Annotated in this window: 19 protein-coding genes, 1 tRNA gene and 1 pseudogene; 13 read left to right on the top strand and 8 right to left on the bottom strand. The window is 58.3% G+C overall.

The window, feature by feature from the left end:
- The first annotated feature begins 52 nt into the window (after positions 1 to 52).
- Entirely contained in the window at positions 53 to 796 is a 744-nt protein-coding gene (locus G6L97_RS07165) for a glycosyltransferase family 25 protein (RefSeq protein WP_065660816.1), read from the top strand.
- 11 nt (positions 797 to 807) lie between these two features.
- Here G6L97_RS07165 and G6L97_RS07160 read toward each other — a convergent pair whose 3' ends face one another.
- The 4 genes from G6L97_RS07160 to G6L97_RS07145 all read right to left on the bottom strand — a co-directional run bounded on the left by G6L97_RS07160 (position 808) and on the right by G6L97_RS07145 (position 2812).
- Positions 808 to 1287 (bottom strand): pyridoxamine 5'-phosphate oxidase family protein, encoded by a 480-nt coding sequence (locus tag G6L97_RS07160; protein WP_236762575.1) that lies wholly within the window; start codon positions 1285 to 1287, stop codon positions 808 to 810.
- Positions 1288 to 1320: 33 nt separating this feature from the next.
- Positions 1321 to 1608 carry a hypothetical protein gene (locus G6L97_RS07155; RefSeq protein ID WP_162686646.1) on the bottom strand — a complete coding sequence of 96 codons (288 nt, stop codon included), beginning with the start codon at positions 1606 to 1608 and terminating at the stop codon, positions 1321 to 1323.
- A 236-nt stretch (positions 1609 to 1844) separates the two neighbouring features.
- Entirely contained in the window at positions 1845 to 2426 is a 582-nt protein-coding gene (locus tag G6L97_RS07150; RefSeq protein WP_111782440.1) for a DUF1003 domain-containing protein, read from the bottom strand.
- Positions 2427 to 2736: 310 nt separating this feature from the next.
- Positions 2737 to 2812 (bottom strand) — tRNA-Lys (locus tag G6L97_RS07145).
- A 341-nt stretch (positions 2813 to 3153) separates the two neighbouring features.
- On the opposite strand from G6L97_RS07145, the gene G6L97_RS07140 reads away from it, so the two are divergent.
- Both G6L97_RS07140 and G6L97_RS07135 read left to right on the top strand, forming a co-directional pair.
- On the top strand, positions 3154 to 3900 hold the full coding sequence (locus tag G6L97_RS07140) for a cytochrome c biogenesis CcdA family protein (RefSeq protein ID WP_026330910.1): 747 nt from the start codon (positions 3154 to 3156) through the stop codon (positions 3898 to 3900).
- A gap of 35 nt (positions 3901 to 3935) precedes the next feature.
- On the top strand, positions 3936 to 4874 hold the full coding sequence (locus G6L97_RS07135) for an AEC family transporter (protein WP_003515770.1): 939 nt from the start codon (positions 3936 to 3938) through the stop codon (positions 4872 to 4874).
- Here the strand turns inward: G6L97_RS07135 and G6L97_RS07130 are convergent.
- A complete protein-coding gene (locus G6L97_RS07130; RefSeq protein WP_111782441.1) occupies positions 4858 to 6066 on the bottom strand; it encodes a UbiH/UbiF family hydroxylase in 1209 nt (402 codons plus the stop codon). The genes G6L97_RS07135 and G6L97_RS07130 overlap by 17 nt on opposite strands.
- Positions 6067 to 6275: 209 nt before the next feature.
- Here G6L97_RS07130 and pcsA point away from each other — a divergent pair, with 209 nt between their 5' ends.
- The 10 genes from pcsA to G6L97_RS07080 all read left to right on the top strand — a co-directional run bounded on the left by pcsA (position 6276) and on the right by G6L97_RS07080 (position 17633).
- Positions 6276 to 7001: a phosphatidylcholine synthase gene (pcsA, locus tag G6L97_RS07125; protein WP_065659360.1), complete on the top strand. Its 726-nt coding sequence runs from the start codon at positions 6276 to 6278 to the stop codon at positions 6999 to 7001.
- A 212-nt stretch (positions 7002 to 7213) separates the two neighbouring features.
- The gene (locus G6L97_RS07120; protein ID WP_003515765.1) at positions 7214 to 8770 is read left to right on the top strand and encodes an ABC transporter ATP-binding protein; all 1557 of its coding nucleotides are present in this window, start codon (positions 7214 to 7216) and stop codon (positions 8768 to 8770) included.
- Entirely contained in the window at positions 8760 to 9851 is a 1092-nt protein-coding gene (locus G6L97_RS07115) for an ABC transporter permease (RefSeq protein ID WP_013636336.1), read from the top strand. Before G6L97_RS07120 ends, G6L97_RS07115 begins: the two co-directional genes overlap by 11 nt.
- Positions 9851 to 10771, top strand: coding sequence for an ABC transporter permease (locus tag G6L97_RS07110; RefSeq protein ID WP_019566110.1), 921 nt, complete (start codon positions 9851 to 9853; stop codon positions 10769 to 10771). The genes G6L97_RS07115 and G6L97_RS07110 overlap by 1 nt, the downstream gene beginning before the upstream one ends.
- Before the next feature lie 37 nt (positions 10772 to 10808).
- Entirely contained in the window at positions 10809 to 11882 is a 1074-nt protein-coding gene (locus G6L97_RS07105) for a BMP family ABC transporter substrate-binding protein (RefSeq protein WP_003515759.1), read from the top strand.
- Between the two features lie 232 nt (positions 11883 to 12114).
- Positions 12115 to 12852 (top strand): FadR/GntR family transcriptional regulator, encoded by a 738-nt coding sequence (locus tag G6L97_RS07100; protein WP_003515757.1) that lies wholly within the window; start codon positions 12115 to 12117, stop codon positions 12850 to 12852.
- 206 nt (positions 12853 to 13058) lie between these two features.
- On the top strand, positions 13059 to 14420 hold the full coding sequence (gene glmU / locus G6L97_RS07095) for a bifunctional UDP-N-acetylglucosamine diphosphorylase/glucosamine-1-phosphate N-acetyltransferase GlmU (RefSeq protein ID WP_019566111.1): 1362 nt from the start codon (positions 13059 to 13061) through the stop codon (positions 14418 to 14420).
- A gap of 204 nt (positions 14421 to 14624) precedes the next feature.
- Positions 14625 to 16451: a glutamine--fructose-6-phosphate transaminase (isomerizing) gene (glmS, locus tag G6L97_RS07090; protein ID WP_111782443.1), complete on the top strand. Its 1827-nt coding sequence runs from the start codon at positions 14625 to 14627 to the stop codon at positions 16449 to 16451.
- Positions 16448 to 16951, top strand: a complete 504-nt coding sequence (locus G6L97_RS07085; RefSeq protein ID WP_111782444.1) for a GNAT family N-acetyltransferase — start codon at positions 16448 to 16450, stop codon at positions 16949 to 16951. The genes glmS and G6L97_RS07085 overlap by 4 nt, the downstream gene beginning before the upstream one ends.
- Before the next feature lie 13 nt (positions 16952 to 16964).
- Positions 16965 to 17633 (top strand): DUF502 domain-containing protein, encoded by a 669-nt coding sequence (locus G6L97_RS07080; RefSeq protein WP_003515749.1) that lies wholly within the window; start codon positions 16965 to 16967, stop codon positions 17631 to 17633.
- Positions 17634 to 17636: 3 nt separating this feature from the next.
- Here the strand turns inward: G6L97_RS07080 and G6L97_RS07075 are convergent.
- The 3 genes and pseudogenes from G6L97_RS07075 to G6L97_RS07065 all read right to left on the bottom strand — a co-directional run bounded on the left by G6L97_RS07075 (position 17637) and on the right by G6L97_RS07065 (position 18600).
- Positions 17637 to 18019: pseudogene (locus G6L97_RS07075) on the bottom strand (type II toxin-antitoxin system VapC family toxin).
- Positions 18016 to 18273: a type II toxin-antitoxin system Phd/YefM family antitoxin gene (locus G6L97_RS07070; protein WP_003515745.1), complete on the bottom strand. Its 258-nt coding sequence runs from the start codon at positions 18271 to 18273 to the stop codon at positions 18016 to 18018. The pseudogene G6L97_RS07075 and the gene G6L97_RS07070 overlap by 4 nt, the downstream one beginning before the upstream one ends.
- A 54-nt stretch (positions 18274 to 18327) precedes the next feature.
- Positions 18328 to 18600: a hypothetical protein gene (locus G6L97_RS07065; RefSeq protein ID WP_003515743.1), complete on the bottom strand. Its 273-nt coding sequence runs from the start codon at positions 18598 to 18600 to the stop codon at positions 18328 to 18330.

Here is an 18600-nt window from a genome sequence, read left to right as displayed (position 1 = left end):
CCACATGCTGTAGGAGACGGTTTCCCGACTCTATGCGCATGGTGCTTTCCGAATGCTGCCGATATCCGCTTTTCCCGTTTACATCATCTCCATCGCCAGAGCGCGCGCCCGTCTTGAAAAGATGCTGAACGGAGCATCAGGTCTTGGGCTGGATTTGCGCCCGGTGGAAGGTGTTGACGGTAAGACCATTCCCGCTGCCGAATGGACGGATTTCAACAGGCGCGGCTTTGAGCTTCGCAACGGCCGTCATGCCTTGCCTGGGGAGTATGGCTGTTATGCCAGCCATATCAAGGCACTGGAGATTTTCCTCGCCACGGATGCGCCGGTTGCCGTGATCGTTGAGGATGATGTTACCTTCACGCCTGACTTCTCCGATCGGGTCAAGGCAATGATCGCGATCATGCCTGAGAATTCCATCGTAAAGCTGACCAATCACCGCCACAGAGGTTTCAGAGCCAGGAAGACCAGCGCTCTCGGAGACAAGCTGGGGCGCTGCATATACGGGCCACAGGGATCGTCGGCCTGCTATATCATCTCACGCGGTGGAGCGGAGGAGTTTCTGAAAGCGGCAAGGGTGATGACGCTGCCTTTCGACCGGGCGCTGGAATGCGGCTGGGGTTACGGCACGCATGTCTACGTCACCGAAAAGGATTTTCTGCCTTTCGGCGATCCGGACACGCTGGTCGGAACGCGCGCGGAATATCGCGGCAGCAAATTCGCCCGGTTGAACCGGGTGCCAGCCTATCTCTCCAGTTTTTATGACAATATTGCGCGGTATGTGTACGCCTATCTGTAGAGGGAGGCCGCTTAACGCACGAAATCTTCCCTCTGGACCGCTTTGCGGCCCGTGAGGCTTTCTTTTTGGATGCTGAAGAAAATCGGCTTGGTGGAGTCCGTTCCATTTTCGTGCGGATGGATCGTTGAGCCTCCCGGCTCCCACCAGTTCGGGTGTTTCTGGATCAGAGACCAGGCGTAGATCCGCTCGCTTTGCCATTGCTCGTTATCTTCAAGCTCCTGATAGAGGCCATGGAGAATTACGCTTGTCCATGTGCTGGTGTTTTTGACCTCATCAACCTGAAGGCAAACATGAGGGTTCAGGCGCATATTCTCTATCTTGGCTCCCATCATCGAGAAGCTGTAGACTCCACCCTCGTGAAACACGAAATGGATCGGCACCAAATAGGGCCTGTCATGATCGATACAGGCAAGATGCCCGAAGCTCATCCGGGAAAGGAATGCGATGCATTCCGCCGATGTCATTTCTTCCAGATGGACACTTGATGCCATGATGATCACTCCGTTCTGGGCAGGTGACAACGATCATCTGATCGCGCCGCCTTCATTTTCCCATCTCTCGACAGCCGGGCTTCCGGATTTTTGGGTAGACCGAAATATGTCCCGGTTCTTATGGTGAGGAGCCGACGCAGCCGGGATTGGTTTACGCCTGCCGGAACCACGCCGAATGGCGGCGATCAGAACTCGCCTGCACGCGTCGAGTTTCGACGAACCGCATAACGTTGCAGCATCTTTTTCAAGCCTGTCGATCGCCTTGACGAGCAGGGGCGCACGATCTGGATCGACATTTCGTTTTCGATTGATGGAAGACATTTCGTCCTCCTTTGGTTGGGGCCAAGGCAGATGCACCTTCACACAACAGCGCCCGCTTCAAATGCTGCGATTGATTTATTCTGCGCTCTATATGAGGGATGCGCAAGCACATAGCTTGTCTGGAAACCATCCATGAAGTGCTGCAGCTGCTACTGTACCACCGGCACACAAAGCGCGTTCCGTTGCACATGGAATCGGCGCGCGGGCGCGATTTTCCGTATTTTGTCGTAAATTTTCTAGCCTGGTTGTTTCAGCACGAGTTTTGTCAAAAGGTCGATCTGCTGCTGCTGTTTATCGACGAGGGCTTTCAGCTCGATAGAGCGCATCCGATCGAACTTATCGTGCAGCGCCATTATTTCGATCTCTGCCTTCAGATTGACCTCGTAGTCATGTGCGGCGTCGATCCGATCCTTGGCCGCATGTCGGTTCTGGCTCATCATGATCACCGGCGCCTGAACCGCTGCGAGCATGGATAAGATGAGGTTGAGGAAAATGAACGGGTAGGGATCGAAGGCGTTCGAAGCCGCGATGATGTTTGCGCTCAGCCATATCGCAAGCAAAGCCGCAAATATAAGGATAAAGGTCCAGGAACCACCGAATTTGGCAACCGCATCCGCAAGCCGCTGGCCGGGCGTCAGTCTCTCGTCGAAAACCGCATTCGCGTCCGCCGAGATGGTGCGCCTTGCTGCAAGACGACGAAATATTGCTTTTTCCCTGTCCGGCAGCAGCTCAAGCGGTTTTCCCAGATAACGGCTCGCTCCCTCCGCCAGATCCTGAGGTATGAGCATGTCACTGTCGTCTTCGATATGGGTTGCCATTGCTCTTTCTCCCTTGGCTCGCGCCAATCCGACGACCGCCTCCGGACCGAAGGTCGCCCCTACACGGATCAGGTATTAGCACACGCCATCGTACCATGCTTTGCATTGAGTGGCCTTATCGGCCGGTTCGCGAGCCAGGGGACGGCGTGTCGGGGAGGGCGGCGATTTGCGTTATTCTGGGAGGCAGTTTCAGGGACGAGATCTGTCGTAACGCAACTTCAAGTCACGCGGCGCAAGCGCATATCGTTACCGCCAGCGAACATATCGATGAGCATTATGCGTCTTAACTTACTGATATCTTTGATGAAGGTGGTGAGAGCGCAGGGATTCGAACCCTGGACCTACTGATTAAAAGTCAGTTGCTCTACCGGCTGAGCTACGCTCTCCCGTGTCGGGGCTGGGATGCCCTTCGGAAGTGCGCGGAACATAGGTAGAGCGATCCGTTCGGTCAACCCAAAAAAAGCGCTTTCTACAATCAATCCGGTTTTTTTTGTCGCACCCCCGAAAAGGTGATTGGAGAGAGGGGGCGGCTGGGGATAAAAGCGGCTTCAGACATGTCTGGCAAACGGGTGAAATCGTTTTGCGGCAATGGCATGCGCCAAAATGAGAGCGTGAAACGCGGCGAATCTCGGGAATCGCGACGTACCTTGCTTATCTTTTTGCGCGTGACGTTATCCCAAAACCGATTCCCGCTTTTGGGAGACATGCGTCAATGCGGAGTTCTTTCTTGTCGATTGCCGATATTTCCCTGTTCAGCGCGCTTCTGGCCGGTGCCCTTTCATTTCTGTCGCCCTGCGTCCTGCCGTTGGTGCCGCCTTACCTCTGCTATATGGCCGGTGTTTCGGTGGAGCAGTTCAGGACGGAGAATACCGCGCCGCGGCCTGAAATCCGCAGGGCCGTGCTGTTTTCGGCTTTCTTCTTCACGCTCGGTTTTGCCACGGTCTTCGTGGCGCTGGGTGCCGGTGCTTCGACGATCGGCACGCTGTTGCGCCAGAACCTCGATATTCTCGCCAAGATTGGCGGTTTCATCATCATCCTGATGGGTCTGAATTTTCTCGGCGTTTTCCGCATTGGCCTGTTCTCGCGCGAGGCGCGGTTTCAGGGGGCGGGCAAACCGGCCACGCTTTCCGGCGCCTATGTCATGGGCCTTGCCTTTGCCTTCGGCTGGACGCCCTGCATCGGTCCTGTCCTCGGCGCGATCCTCGGCATTGCCGCCTCGCGTGACACGGTTGGCGATGGCGCGATGCTGCTTGCGGTCTATTCGCTTGGCCTTGCGGTGCCGTTCTGGATTGCTGCCGCCTTTTCCGGTTCCTTCATGCGTTTCCTCGTCCGTTTCCGCCGCCATCTCGGTCTTGTGGAAAAGCTGATGGGTGTGTTGCTGGTGCTCACCGGCCTCGCTTTCATGACCGGTTTCATCACCAATGTGGCGATCTGGTTCCAGGAGACCTTTCCGATCCTGATGAAAATCGGCTAAGCCTCCCCGCGTATTTCATACGCGTGGGAAAGACTGTGGCCGATATCGTCGGATTGCTTTTGCCGTTTTTCGGCCTGATCTTCATCGGCTACGGCGCGGCGCGCATAACGAAACAGCCGGTCGAGGCGATGGGCTGGCTGAACACCTTCATCATTTATGCGGCGCTTCCGGCGCTGTTTTTTAAGCTGGTGTCGAAAACGCCGGTGGAAGAACTGACGCGCATGGATTTCGTTGCCGCCAGTCTTGCCTGCACCTACGGCATTTTCTTGGCTGTGTTCCTGATAGGCCGGTTCGTGAGAAAGAACAATCTCGCCGAAACGACGATCCAGAGTTTCGCGGCAAGCTACGGCAATATTGGCTATATGGGTCCGGGGCTTGCGCTTCTGGCGCTCGGTGAAAAAGCGGCAGTGCCCGTCGCGCTGATCGTCTGTCTCGAAAACGCCGCCCATTTCATCGTCGCACCGGCGATGATGGCGGTTGCGGGCGGTGACAAGCGCTCTGCAGCAAGGCTTGCGCTGGATGTGGCGCGCAAGGTCATTACTCACCCGTTCATCGTGTCGGTAATCGCCGGTTTTCTGGCCGCTTCGCTGTCATGGCAGCCGCCGGAGGCGGTGCAGCGGCTGGTGGACTATCTGGCGCAATCGGCGGCACCATGCGCTCTGTTTGCCATGGGTGTCACGCTGGCGCTGCGGCCAATGAAGCGGGTGCCGGTCGAAATCAGCTATATCGTCCCGGCAAAGCTTATCCTGCATCCGCTTGCCGCTTATCTTGTGCTCTCGTCGCTCGGGCGGTTCGAACCGGTATGGATCTATTCCGCCGTGCTGCTTGCGGGCTTGCCGACCGCGACAAATGTCTTCGTCATCGGTCAGCAATATCACGTCTGGCAGGAGAGGGCGTCGGCGACGATCCTGATTTCGACGGTGCTTTCGGTCTTCACGCTGACGGGCGTGGTTTATTTCATCCAGCCTTTTTGAAGCTGCCGAACAGCAGCGAGGGCAGGGCCTTCAGCCCGCGCCCCGGCTCGATGCCTTCGCGCATGACCATGCTTCTGAGCGTGCCGATGCCGGATAACACATGCAGACCAGCCGCGCGCGCCATCTGCACCGGCAGTAGATCGGAAAGCAGCGACCGGTTGAGGAGATCGACGCTGAGGGTGCGGGTGTAGACATCCGCCCGCCGCTTGCGGTCGAAGCTGCTGCCGGCATCCGCCGCAATCGGGCGGTCGGAGACGGCGCCGAGCAGTTCGGTGAGGGCGATGATGTCGCGCAGGCTGAGGTTCAGACCCTGTGCGCCGATGGGCGGGAAACCATGTGCAGCCTCGCCGATCAGGGCGACGCGGCCCTTGCCGAAGCGATGCGCGGTCATGGAAGACAGTGGCCATGCCTGCACGCTGTCTTCCACCGTAACGGCGCCGAGCATGGATTGCATGCGCTCCTCCACCCTGAGGCTGAACGCTTCAAGCGGCAGTGCCGTCAGCTCTTCCGCTTGCGCTGGAGTGACAACCCAGACGAGGCTGGAGCGGTCGCCGGGCAGGGGAACCTGCGTGAAAGGGCCCGTGGGCGTATGGAATTCTGTCGAGACATTTCCGTGCGGCCGGCTATGGCTGAAGTTCAAAACGATGGCCGTCTGCGGATAGGACCAGGATTTGACGCCGATTGCGGCTGCATCCCGCACCATCGACTTCCTGCCATCCGCGCCGATCAGAAAATCGGCGGAGAGCGCTTCACCATCGCCAAGTGTTACCGATACACGGTCGTTGCCGATATCAATCGTCTCGGCGGTGGTTTCGAAGCGGGTAATATTGTGTTCCTGTTCGACCGCTTCGCTAAGCACGCCAAGCAGCGCCTCATTGGGAATATTCCAGCCGAATGCATCCAGCCCGATTTCAGAGGAGCGGAACTGCACGGTGGGCGCGCGCAGCAGGCGGTCGGTGCCGTCAATGATCTGCATGGTGGAAAGACGGGCTGCGGCAGGGGCTATGCGCGACCAGAGGCCAAGGCGGTCCATGAAGCGGATCGACTGGTCCATCAGCGCCGTCGTGCGCCGGTCCTTCTTTTCGCTGGAGGGCGCAACAAGCGCCACGTGGCGGCCCGCCCGCGCAAGCGCTATGGCCGCAATCTGGCCCGCAAGTCCCGCACCGGTAATGGCGATATCGAAGTGTCTCATGGTCCTGATCCGTTGTTATTTCCAAGGCATCATAAAGGCTTTGCGCGGGTAAATCCACTTTGACCCCGGAACATCCCGGCGTACACATTCGTTGGTTGTACCGCTATATTAGTCCTAGGATAAGCCAGATCAGCCGGTTGCAAAGCGTGGTGAATGGCCGCATACCGGAATGAACAGGGCGGATGAAAAGCGGGGCGCAGACGCTGACCATGAAAATTTTCAACTACAAGCGTGTTCCCTACGCGGAAATCCGCGCCTTTTCCGTTCATATTTTGACGGCATCCGGGTCGTTTCTGGCTTTTCTTGGCGTCGTCGCCGCTTCCGAGCACCGCTTTGTCGACATGTTCTGGTGGCTGGGGCTTGCGCTGCTGGTGGATGGCATTGACGGACCCATCGCCCGCAAGGTTCGGGTGAAGGAAGTTCTGCCCAACTGGTCCGGCGATACGCTCGACAATATCATCGACTATGTCACCTATGTGCTCTTGCCCGCCTTTGCGCTTTACCAGAGCGGCATGATCGGCGAGCCGCTGTCCTTCGTGGCGGCTGGCATGATCGTGGTGTCGAGCGCCATCTATTATGCCGACATGGGTATGAAGACGGATGAATATTTCTTCTCCGGCTTCCCGGTGGTGTGGAACATGGTGGTGTTCACGCTGTTCGTCATGGATGCCAGCGCCACAACAGCCATGACGGTCGTTACCATCTCGGTGTTCCTGACATTCCTGCCGATCAATTTCCTGCATCCGGTGCGCGTGAAGCGATTGCGACCGCTTAATCTGGCAATCGTGTTCGTCTGGTGCGCGCTTGGCGGTTATGCGTTGCTGATGCATTTCGAAACGCCGTCCTGGGCGGTGATCGGCTTCGTGGCGAGCGGGCTTTATCTCTATTGCATCGGCGGAATATTGCAGTTTTTCCCCGCGCTCGGCGCGAAATAAGAAAAGCGTAAAGCCGTTTATTGCTTGTGCAAATTGCATTTAAGCAACGTCTTTTTCAGTTGTGCGCAGCAGCAAAACAGTTATCAATAAATCATGATCGCGCAGCATTGCATACGTGTTGTAGCCTGATTGGGAACAATGACCACGGTTGCTGAAATGCTTCGAAGAAAGCATGGGTAGCCGGTGTAGAGAGGGAATTCGTGACTGGAACTATGGCGCCGGAGGCCGTGCCTCTCCTGTCCGTTCGCAAGCTGACCAAGCTGTTCGGCAATTTCGCCGCATGCAACGGCATCGACCTCGATATAGCGCCGGGCGAAATCCACGCGCTTCTGGGTGAAAACGGCGCGGGCAAGTCCACGCTCGTCAAGATGCTGTTCGGCGTGCTCTCGCCGAGCGAGGGTGATATCGTCTGGCAGGGTCAGCCGGTTTCCATAGGTTCGCCAAGCGAGGCCCGCAGGCTCGGCATCGGCATGGTCTTCCAGCATTTCTCCCTGTTTGAGGCGTTGACGGTTGCTGAAAACATCGCCCTGTCGCTAGACCCGAAAATTTCATTGAAGGAAATCGCCAAGGAAGCGGAACAGCTTTCGCGCGCCTATGGCCTGCCTCTCGATCCCAATGCGCATGTCGCCGATCTTTCGGTTGGCGAGCGCCAGCGTATCGAGATCGTGCGCGCCCTGTTGCAGAACCCGCGCCTTATCATTCTCGACGAGCCGACCTCGGTTTTGACGCCGCAGGAGGCGGACAAGCTGTTCGAGACGCTGGCGAAGCTGAAGGCCGAAGGCCGTTCGGTGCTTTATATCAGCCACCGGCTGGAAGAGGTGCAGCGTATCTGCGACCGCGCCACCGTTCTGCGCCATGGCAAGGTTACGGGCGCCTGCGATCCGCGCAAGGAAACACCGGCATCTCTGGCGCGCATGATGGTGGGCAGTGATGTCGCAAGCGTTTCGCGACCGACGGGCGACGCCCTCGGTCAACCGCAGATCGAAGTCATGGGGCTTTCCGTTGCGCCACGCACGCCCTTTGCCGTGGCGTTGAAAGCGGTTTCCATGACTGTGCGCGCCGGCGAAGTGCTGGCGATTGCCGGGGTTGCCGGAAACGGGCAGGGCGAGTTGTTCGATGCGCTTTCGGGCGAATATCCCGTCTATAATAATGATGCGATCCATCTCCGCGGCAAGCCGGTCGGCCGCATCGGCATCAATGGCCGACGGCTGATGGGCGCCGGTTTCGTACCCGAGGAGCGCCACGGCCATGCCGCGGTTCCCGGCATGAGCCTTTCCGACAATCTTCTGCTGGCGCGGGCGCGCTCCGACCGTAAGGCCTTTCTGACGGGCGGTTTTCTGCGCATCGTCAGGGGTTCAGCTATCAAGGCGGCGGCGCGGCGCATATCGGAAACCATGGATGTGCGCAAAAGCGGGGCAGATCCGCTGGCGGGATCTCTGTCGGGTGGCAATCTGCAAAAATTCATCGTCGGGCGAGAGCTGGATCGTCAACCGGCCGTGCTTGTTGTCAACCAGCCAACATGGGGTGTGGATGCGGGGGCGGCGAGCCGTATCCGGCAGGCGCTTGTCGATCTCGCCAAAGCCGGCTCTGCCGTCATCGTCATCAGCCAGGACCTCGATGAAATCTTCGAGGTCGCCACCAATATCGCAGTCATTTCCGATGGGCAGCTTTCGCAGGCCTATCCGGTGGAAGACATGACGCTTGAAAAGATCGGCCTGCTGATGGGCGGCGTCCACACACAGTCAGGAGCCGCCCAGCATGCGCATTGAGCTTGAAAAACGGGCAGGGATCTCGAAGCTATTTACCCTTCTCTCGCCGCTTCTGGCACTGGTGCTGACGCTGCTCGTCGGCGCCATCATGTTCGCCATACTCGGTAAAAATCCGCTTGATGCGCTTTACGCCTTTTTCATCGAGCCACTGCTGGAGGTCTGGTCGCTGCATGAGCTGGCGATCAAGGCCGCACCGCTGATCCTGATCGCGGTTGGCCTGTCTATCTGTTATCGCTCCAACAACTGGAACATCGGCGCGGAAGGACAATTCACCATCGGCGCGATCACCGGTTCCATCCTGCCGGTGCTTTATCCGGACTGGCATTCGCCACTCATCCTGCCGTTGATGCTGGTTATGGGCGCCATCGGTGGCGCACTCTATGCCGGTATTCCGGCGCTGTTGAAGACGAAGTTCAACACCAACGAAATCCTCGTCAGCCTGATGCTGGTCTATGTCGCGCAGCTTTTTCTCGACTGGCTGACGCGCGGCATCTGGCGCGATCCGGGCGGCTATAACTTCCCGCAGACGAAACCCTTCAACGAGAGCGCAGTGCTGCCGGAAATGCTGGCATCGGGCCGGGCGCATTGGGGTTTCGTGTTTGCCATCGTAGCGGCCATCGCGCTGTGGTTCATGATGCGTTACATGCTGAAAGGCTTCGAGGTTACGGTTCTTGGCCAATCGGCGCGGGCAGGGCGTTTTGCCGGTTTCTCATCGAGCCGCATGGTCTGGTTTTCGATGCTGCTTTCCGGCGCGCTTGCCGGGCTTGCGGGCATTTCGGAAGCCTCCGGCTCCATCGGCCATCTTCAGCCCAGCATTTCTCCGGGTTACGGCTTCACCGCCATCATCGTCGCCTTTCTAGGCCGCCTCAATCCGCTCGGTATCATCCTCTCCGGGCTGGTGCTTGCACTGACCTATCTTGGTGGTGAGGCGGCGCAGCTTTCCATCGGTGTGTCTGACAAGGTGACGCGTGTGTTTCAGGGGCTGATGCTGTTCTTCGTACTCTCCTGCGATACGTTGATCTTCTACCGCATCAGGGTCGTCTTCACCGGCAAGGCGCATAACAGCCAAGGAGCGGCATGATGGATATGCTTCAGGCCATCCTTCTCACGGTCATCACTGCCGCCACACCGCTCGTCCTTGCCGCCTCGGGCGAGCTGGTGGCGGAACGCTCCGGCGTCCTTAATCTCGGCGTCGAGGGCATGATGATCATGGGTGCGGTCTGCGCTTTCGCTGCCGCGCATATGACCGGTTCGCCCTATCTTGGCATTCTGGCCGGTATCGCGTCGGGCGCGGTTTTCTCGCTGCTCTTCGGTTTCCTGACGCTGACGCTCGTTACCAACCAGGTGGCGACTGGCCTTGCGCTGACCATTCTCGGTCTTGGCGTTTCCGGCATGCTGGGCGAAAGCTTCGTTGGCCTGCCGGGCGTCAAGCTGCAGCCCATCGTCTTTCCGGTGCTGTCGGAGATACCCTTCATCGGCCCCTTGCTGTTCCGACAAGACCTGATCTTCTACATGTCCATCGCGCTCGTTGCCGGCATAAGCTGGTTTTTGTTCAAGAGCCGCACGGGTCTCAAGATCCGCGCCATCGGCGACAATCACGGTTCTGCCCATGCGCTTGGCATCAACGTCATCCGCACACGCTATCTGGCTGTCATGTTCGGCGGTGCGTGCGCGGGGCTTGCCGGCGCGCAGCTTTCGCTGGTCTATACGCCGCAATGGGTGGAAAACATGTCGGCCGGGCGCGGCTGGATTGCACTGGCGCTCGTCGTCTTCGCGTCCTGGCGTCCATGGCGGGTGCTGGCAGGCGGTTATCTGTTCGGCGCTGTCACCATCGGGCAGTTGCACGCCCAGGCATTCGGCATTGGCGTGCCGTCGCAACTGCTTTCGGCGCTGCCCTATATCGCAACTATTGTCGTGCTGGTCATCATCTCGCATAATCGCCGCACGACCTTGATCAACACGCCGGCATCGCTGGGCAAATCCTTCGTGCCGGACCGGTGAGAAAAACTTCCAGTCTCCAAACCAAACAGGGGTAAAAATGAAAAAACTGGTCATCGCACTTGCTGCTTCCATAGCGGCTCTTGGAGGCGTCGTTTCTTCGGCTGAGGCCGCCGACGCAAAGAAGGTCTGCTTCATCTATGTCGGCAGCCGCACCGATGGCGGCTGGACGCAGGCGCATGAAATCGGTCGCGAAGAGCTGCAGAAGCATTTCGGCGACAAGATCGAAACGCCGTTCCTCGAAAGCGTTCCGGAAGGCCCGGATGCCGAACGCGCCATCGAGCGCATGGCACGTTCCGGCTGTGAGCTGGTCTTCACCACTTCCTTCGGCTTCATGGATGCGACCGTTAAGGTTGCCCAGAAGTTCCCCAAGGTGAAGTTCGAGCACGCCACCGGCTTCAAGACCGCCGAAAACGTCGCAACCTACAATTCGCGTTTCTATGAAGGCCGCTACATTCAGGGCCAGATCGCCGCAAAGATGTCGAAGAAGGGTGTTGCCGGCTACATCGCTTCCTTCCCGATCCCGGAAGTGGTGATGGGCATCGACGCTTTCGTTCTTGGCGCGCAGTCCGTCAATCCTGAGTTCAAGGTCAAGGTCGTCTGGGCCAACACCTGGTTTGACCCCGGCAAGGAAGCCGATGCCGCCAAGGCGCTTATCGACCAGGGCGTCGATATCCTGACGCAGCACACCGATACGACTGCTCCGATGCAGGTTGCAGCCGAGCGCGGCATCAAGGCCTTCGGTCAGGCTTCCGATATGATCAAGGCCGGTCCGGAGACACAGCTGACCGCGATCAAGGACACCTGGGGCGCTTATTACATCAAGCGCACGCAGGCCCTGCTTGACGGCACGTGGAAGTCCGAATCCATCTGGGACGGCCTGAAGGACGGCATCCTGACCATGGCGCCTTACACCAACATGCCTGATGACGTGAAGAAGATGGCTGAGGAAACCGAAGCCAAGATCAAGTCGGGCGAGTTGCACCCCTTTACCGGTCCGGTGAAGAAGCAGGACGGTTCGGAATGGCTGAAGGCGGGTGAGAAGGCTGAAGACGGCGTGCTGCTCGGCCTCAACTTCTACGTTGCCGGCGTGGACGACAAGCTGCCGCAATAATGTGACACGCAGGTACTAGCTGCTAACGGGACCGCGCATGCAATTCATGCGCGGTCTTTGTTATTTTGATGTGTTTTATTGTTCGAACGAAGTTTGGCTTTGCTTTTCACGCGCGTTGATGTTTTTCACTGTATTCTGCGTTGAAAATCGGGCTGCTTTCCTGGATTACACAAGTCAGGCGCGATTTTTACATCTTCAACCGAACGGAAGGACATGGAATTTGCAGCGCGGAATGCTCGATGCGGCGATCGGTTTTCGAAAGTTGCGGACAAATCATGCTCAGGTCGTTCACAAGCTCGGTCTCGATATCGTGTCCGGAGTTTTCAAGACGGGTGACATCCTGCCGGGCGATGCCGAGCTGATGGAGCGGCTGAAAGTCTCTCGAACGGTGCTTCGCGAGGCGATGAAGACGCTCACCGCCAAGGGCATGATCTCCCCCAAGGCGCGCATCGGTACCCGTGTGACGGAGCGCGAAAGCTGGAACATGTTCGACAGCGAGGTGCTGCTCTGGCACTTCGAGGCTGGTGTCAGCGAGGAATTCCTGCTGCATCTCTACGATATCCGCCAGGCGTTCGAACCCTATGGCGCGGGTCTTGCTGCCGCCAGGGCAAAAGACGCCGATATCGCAAGGCTTGTCGCTTACGCCAACGAGATGGGCAACACGGCTTATTCCAAGGAAAAGCGCGCGCTTGCGGATATGAATTTCCACGTTCTCATCACCGAAATGTCCGGCAACCCGTTCATGCGCACCGTCGGTTCGCTGATAAAGGCGGCGCTGGCGGGCATTTTCCGGATGAGCAACCCGGAAGCCGATCCCAACGAGATTTCCGACGTGTCTGCCTCTCACCTGCGACTCGTTGAAGCGTTTCGCCTGCGTGATGAGGGGGCAGCCCGGCGCGAGATGGAAAGGCTGATTGAAAACGGCCGTCAGCAGATACTCGAATTCACGGCCCGTAACTCCCGCCCATAGATCATGCCAGCCTGCCGCTGATCACGTTTGATGAAAATCGGCGTGGAAATTTGGTGGAGATTTGCATGGTTTCTTAAGTGGGGCGCCGTTATAGCAGTGCCGGAAAGAAATCACCCATACGCCCGTCCGCAGTGCTGGCCGGCGTAAAGTCAAACATTGCCCCTGTCCGGGCCGCCTGTGGCCGGTGACGGGGTGTTGGAGGTCTTATGGAGCGCAGCTCTCTAGCCGTTATTCTCGCAGCGGGCGACAGCACGCGCATGAAGTCTTCGAAGTCCAAGGTGCTTCATCCGGTCGCTGGACGCCCGATGATCGGGCATGTGGTGGAGGCTGTTGCTGGAGCGGGCGTCGGCGCGGTGGCGCTGGTGGTCGGGCGCGATGCCGACAATGTCGCTGCTGCGGCAAGTCTCAAGGGCCTGCAGGTCGAGGCTTTCCTGCAAAAGGAACGCAAGGGCACCGGGCATGCGGTTCTTGCCGCACGCGAGGCGATCGAACGCGGTTTTGACGATGTCATCGTCGCTTATGGCGATGTGCCGCTCATCACCTCAGCCACGCTCGACAGGGCGCGCGAGGCGATTGCCGACGGTGCCGATGTCGCCGTTATCGGGTTCCATACTGACCGTCCCACGGGTTACGGGCGGCTTCTGGTCGAGAATGGCGAGCTGGTCGCGATCCGCGAGGAAAAGGACGCCACCGACGAGGAGCGCAAGGTCACCTGGTGCAACAGCGGATTGATGGCCATCAACGGCCGCAATGCGCTGGATCTGCTGGATCGGATCGGCAACAGCAATGTGAAGGGCGAATATTATCTGACTGACATCGTCGAGATCGCCCGTTCTCTCGGCCGCCGCGCCATTGCCATCGATGCGCCGGAAAAGGAATTGACCGGCTGCAACAACCGCGCTGAACTCGCCTTCATCGAGAGGCTCTGGCAGGAGCGCCGCCGTCACGAATTGATGGTCGACGGCGTTTCGATGATCGCGCCTGAGACAGTATTCCTTTCCTTCGATACGAAGATCGGTCAGGATGTCCTGATCGAGCCCAACGTCGTTTTCGGTCCCGGCGTGACGATCGAGCCGGGTGCGATCATTCATGCATTTTCGCATCTGGAAGGGGCCTATCTGGCCCAGGGTGCGGTTGTCGGTCCATTTGCGCGGTTGCGTCCGGGTGCAAACCTGCACGCCAACGCCAAGGTCGGCAATTTCTGTGAGGTCAAGAAGGCCGAGATCGGCGAGGGCGCAAAGGTCAACCATTTGACCTATATCGGCGATGCTTTCGTGGGTGCAGGCAGCAATATCGGCGCGGGTGCCATCACCTGCAATTATGACGGTTACAACAAGTCCGAAACGCGGATCGGAGCCAACAGCTTCATCGGCTCGAATTCGTCGCTGGTTGCTCCCGTCTCCATTGGAGAGCGGGCCTATATCGCCTCCGGCAGCGTGATTACCGATGACGTGCCTGCCGATGCGCTGGCTTTCGGGCGCGCGCGCCAGGAGGTGAAACCGGGCAGGGCGGTCGCGTTGCGCGAGCGGGCGAAAGCGCTGAAGGAAGCGAAGAAAAAATCCTCTTAGATGACGTTACCGAGCGATACTGAAAGTGACCGGCGGGATAATTGCCGATTTCAGAGAAACGGTTAAAGCATTTCCAGTAAAGGTGCGCAGCGGTTTTACGTCCGGAAATGCATCAGAAAAAAAAGGTGGTGTATTTTCGCATTTCAGGGAAAGGCGGAAATACTCTGGAAGTTTCGGTGAAGAGATCGCCGTCTGGAGAAATATATGTGCGGAATTGTCGGAATTGTCGGAACGCAGCCCGTTGCTGAACGGCTTGTCGATGCGCTGAAGCGCCTCGAATATCGCGGTTACGATTCGGCGGGTGTCGCCACCATCGAAAATGGCGCGATGGACCGTCGCCGGGCGGAAGGCAAGCTGTTCAATCTGGAAAAGCTGGTCTCTGAAAAGCCGCTGCCAGGTGTCGTCGGCATCGCGCATACGCGCTGGGCGACGCACGGCGTGCCGAACGAAACCAACGCCCACCCGCATTTCGTCGAAGGCGTTGCCGTCGTTCATAACGGCATCATCGAAAACTTCTCCGAATTGCGCGAGGAACTGAGCGCCGAGGGCGCAACCTTCACCACCCAGACCGACACCGAAGTGGTGGCGCAGCTTCTGGCAAAATACACCCGCGAAGGGCTTGGCCATCGCGAGGCGATGCTGAAGATGCTGAACCACGTGACCGGTGCCTATGCGCTGGTGGTGATGTTTCAGGACGATCCCCATACGCTGCTTTCGGCGCGCTCCGGCCCGCCGCTTGCCGTCGGTTACGGCAGGGGCGAGATGTTTCTGGGGTCCGACGCGATCGCGCTTTCGCCTTTCACCAATGAGATCACCTATCTGGTGGATGGCGACTGCGCCATCGTGACCCGTGACGGTGCGGAAATCATCGATTTCTCCGGCAACCCGGTGAAACGCGAGCGCCAGATTTCGCAGGCGACGGCTTTCGTGGTCGACAAGGGCAACCACCGCCATTTCATGGAAAAGGAAATCTATGAACAGCCGGAAGTCATTTCCCATGCGCTCAGCCACTATGTGGATTTCGCCTCCAAAACCGTGAAGGATGCCGACACGGCAATCGATTTCGCCAGGCTTTCCGGCCTTGCCATTTCTGCCTGCGGCACGGCCTATCTTTCCGGCCTGATCGGCAAATACTGGTTCGAACGTTACGCGCGCCTGCCGGTGGAAATCGATGTCGCATCGGAATTCCGTTACCGCGAGATACCGCTCGTTCCCACGCAGGCCGCGCTGTTCATTTCGCAATCGGGCGAAACCGCCGATACGCTGGCGGCCTTGCGTTACTGCCAGCAAGAGGGACTGAAGATCGGCGCAGTGGTCAATACACGTGAATCGACCATGGCGCGCGAATCGGATGCGATCTTTCCGATCCTCGCCGGCCCGGAAATCGGCGTGGCCTCCACCAAGGCCTTCACCTGCCAGCTTGCCGTGCTCGCTTCGCTCGCGGTTGCCGCGGGCAAGGCGCGCGGTACGCTTAAGCCGGGCGAGGAAAAGGAGCTTGTGCAGCAGCTTATCGAGATGCCGCGCATCATGAGCAAGGTGCTGAACCTCATCCAGCCGCAGATCGAGGCGCTGTCGCGCGATCTGTCGCGCTTCAAGGATGTACTTTATCTCGGCCGCGGCACCAGCTTCCCGCTGGCGCTGGAGGGCGCCCTGAAGCTCAAGGAAATTTCATATATCCATGCCGAAGGATATGCAGCCGGCGAGCTGAAGCATGGGCCAATCGCACTGATCGACGAAAACATGCCTGTCATCGTCATCGCACCGCATGACCGCTTCTTTGAAAAGACCGTTTCGAACATGCAGGAAGTGGCCGCGCGCGGTGGCCGCATCATCTTCATCACCGACGAGAAGGGTGCCGCTGCCTCCAAGCTCGACACCATGGCGACGATCACGCTGCCCAATGTCGACGAGCTGATCGCGCCGATGGTCTTCTCGCTGCCGATCCAGCTGCTGGCCTATCACACCGCCGTCTTCATGGGCACGGATGTGGACCAGCCACGCAATCTGGCGAAATCGGTGACGGTGGAATGATCATCCGGCCGGAGCGGCAAGGTGAGGAAGAGGCGATTGCTCGCGTTACGGAAGATGCCTTCCGTAACGTCGATTACAGCGACAAGACGGAACATGTGATCATCGAACGGCTTCGCAAGGCCGGTGCGCTGGCTGTTTCTCTGGTTGCCGAGGACAGCGAAGGCATCATCGGCCATATCGGTTTTTCACCGGTAACACTGTCGGGCGGCGAGACCGGCTGGTTCTGTCTTGCGCCCTTATCGGTGGCGCCGGACCGGCAAAGGCAGGGTGTCGGCTCAGGGCTGGTTCGGGAAGGGCTTGCCGCGCTGGACCGTCTGAGTGCTTCTGGCGCAGTTGTCGCTGGCGATCCGGACTATTACGGCCGCTTCGGTTTTCGCCATGTTGAGGGCCTGAGCGGCAAGGGGATTCCTGACGAATATTTCACAGTTCTTCGCTTGCATGGCGGAACTCCATCCGGCATTGTCGGTTTTCATCCGGGTTTCGATAGCGACAACGCTTAATTCCGAACGGTAAATGACCGATATTCCAGTCAAAATTTCATTCGCAGCCCGTCTGCGCAACAGCTTCCTCACGGGCGTCCTCATCCTTGCGCCTGTCACCATCACCATGTGGCTGGTATGGAGCTTCCTGCAATGGGCGGATAGCTGGGTTAAGCCCTATATTCCCGCCCGTTACGATCCCGAGCAATATTTCGATGTGGCGATCCCCGGCTTCGGCCTGCTGATCGCCGTCATCGGCATCACACTCATCGGCTTTCTCGGCAACAACCTCATTGGCAAATGGATCGTCGGCGTCGGCGAATCCGTTCTCAACCGCATGCCGCTGGTGCGGCCGATCTACAAGAGCATCAAGCAGCTGTTCGAATCCGTCCTGAAAGAGCATTCGAACTCTTTCAAGAAGGTCGGCCTGATCGAGTTTCCGTCACCCGGCACTTGGGCGATGGTATTCGTATCCTCGGAGGTCAAGGGAGAGCTTGCCCATCGCTTCAACGAGATGGGCCAGGAGATGGTTGCCGTCTTCCTGCCACCGACTCCGGTGCCGACGGCGGGTTTCCTGCTGTTCGTGCCGAAGGACAAGATCGTGATGCTGGACATGACACCGGAAGACGCGGCGAAACTGCTGATTTCAGGTGGACTGGTGGCTCCGGATTTCACGCCGCCGAAAATGATTGCGCCGGTTTGAGCCTTACAGGAGGCCGCTGATATCTGTTTGCGAAAAGTCGTTGCCGACATAAAGCAAAGGGCAGCCTTCAGCTTTTGCCAGCTCATAGGCAAAGCAGTCTCCGAAATTCAGCCCGGCGGGGTGGATACCCTTTCCCCAGATGCGATGGCTTCCGAAATGCCACGGATTGATTTAGCAGTAACGGGTTTGATTTCGACGCTCAGCCCTTCGATCAGCATCTCGAGTTCCCGGCTGCGGCCACGTCTTTGCGCTACGATCACAGCTTCGGCAAGCGTACCGGCGGATATCAGCAATGGTTCATCCGTATCGAGAGCCATGGCACATGCATCTGCTGTGGGTTCATCAAGCAGGATTGCAAGCAGAGCAGATGTATCGATGACCATCATTTTGGAAGGCCGTGCTCGTCGTAAAGGAAATCCTGACTATGCGCGGCATCCGGGCCATCGTCGCTCTTGGTCGCGACGGCCGCGCGCACTTTATCAAGCACGGCCCTGCGGGATTTTTTATCCGCCACAACAACCACTGGAACCAGCCGCACTGCTGCATGACCATGCCGGGTGAGAATGATTTCGTCCCCGGCCTCGGCGCGTCGTACCAATTCTGTCAGTTGGCCTTTTGCATCAGTTACGGATATCTGCATGGCTAACCTTAAGCGTTAAATCTCGCTTTAGATTAGTCTATTGAATGGACCAAATCAATCCTCGTCATCGAGATCATCCACCTCTGTTCCCGTCGTGGTCGCATGGAACACGGGGACGAAAAGCCGCATGTAGACCAGCCGCACGCTCCAGCCCTGTTCCAGTGCCTCTGTCCATGCCTTCTTGCGGCCTGGCTTTTTGAAGGCCTTGCCGATCGCTTTCTTCTGGCTTTTGGCGAAGGTGTCGGGTTGCAGGATGTTTTGCGGTGAGCAGAGCGCGTAGCCCTTTCTGAAGGCGGGCGGTGGGCGGCGTGGGTCGATCATGTTCAT

This window comes from Agrobacterium tumefaciens, from assembly GCF_013318015.2.
In the GTDB taxonomy this organism is placed as follows: Bacteria; Pseudomonadota; Alphaproteobacteria; order Rhizobiales; family Rhizobiaceae; genus Agrobacterium; species Agrobacterium tumefaciens.
This window is presented reverse-complemented; position numbering and strand designations above follow the sequence as displayed.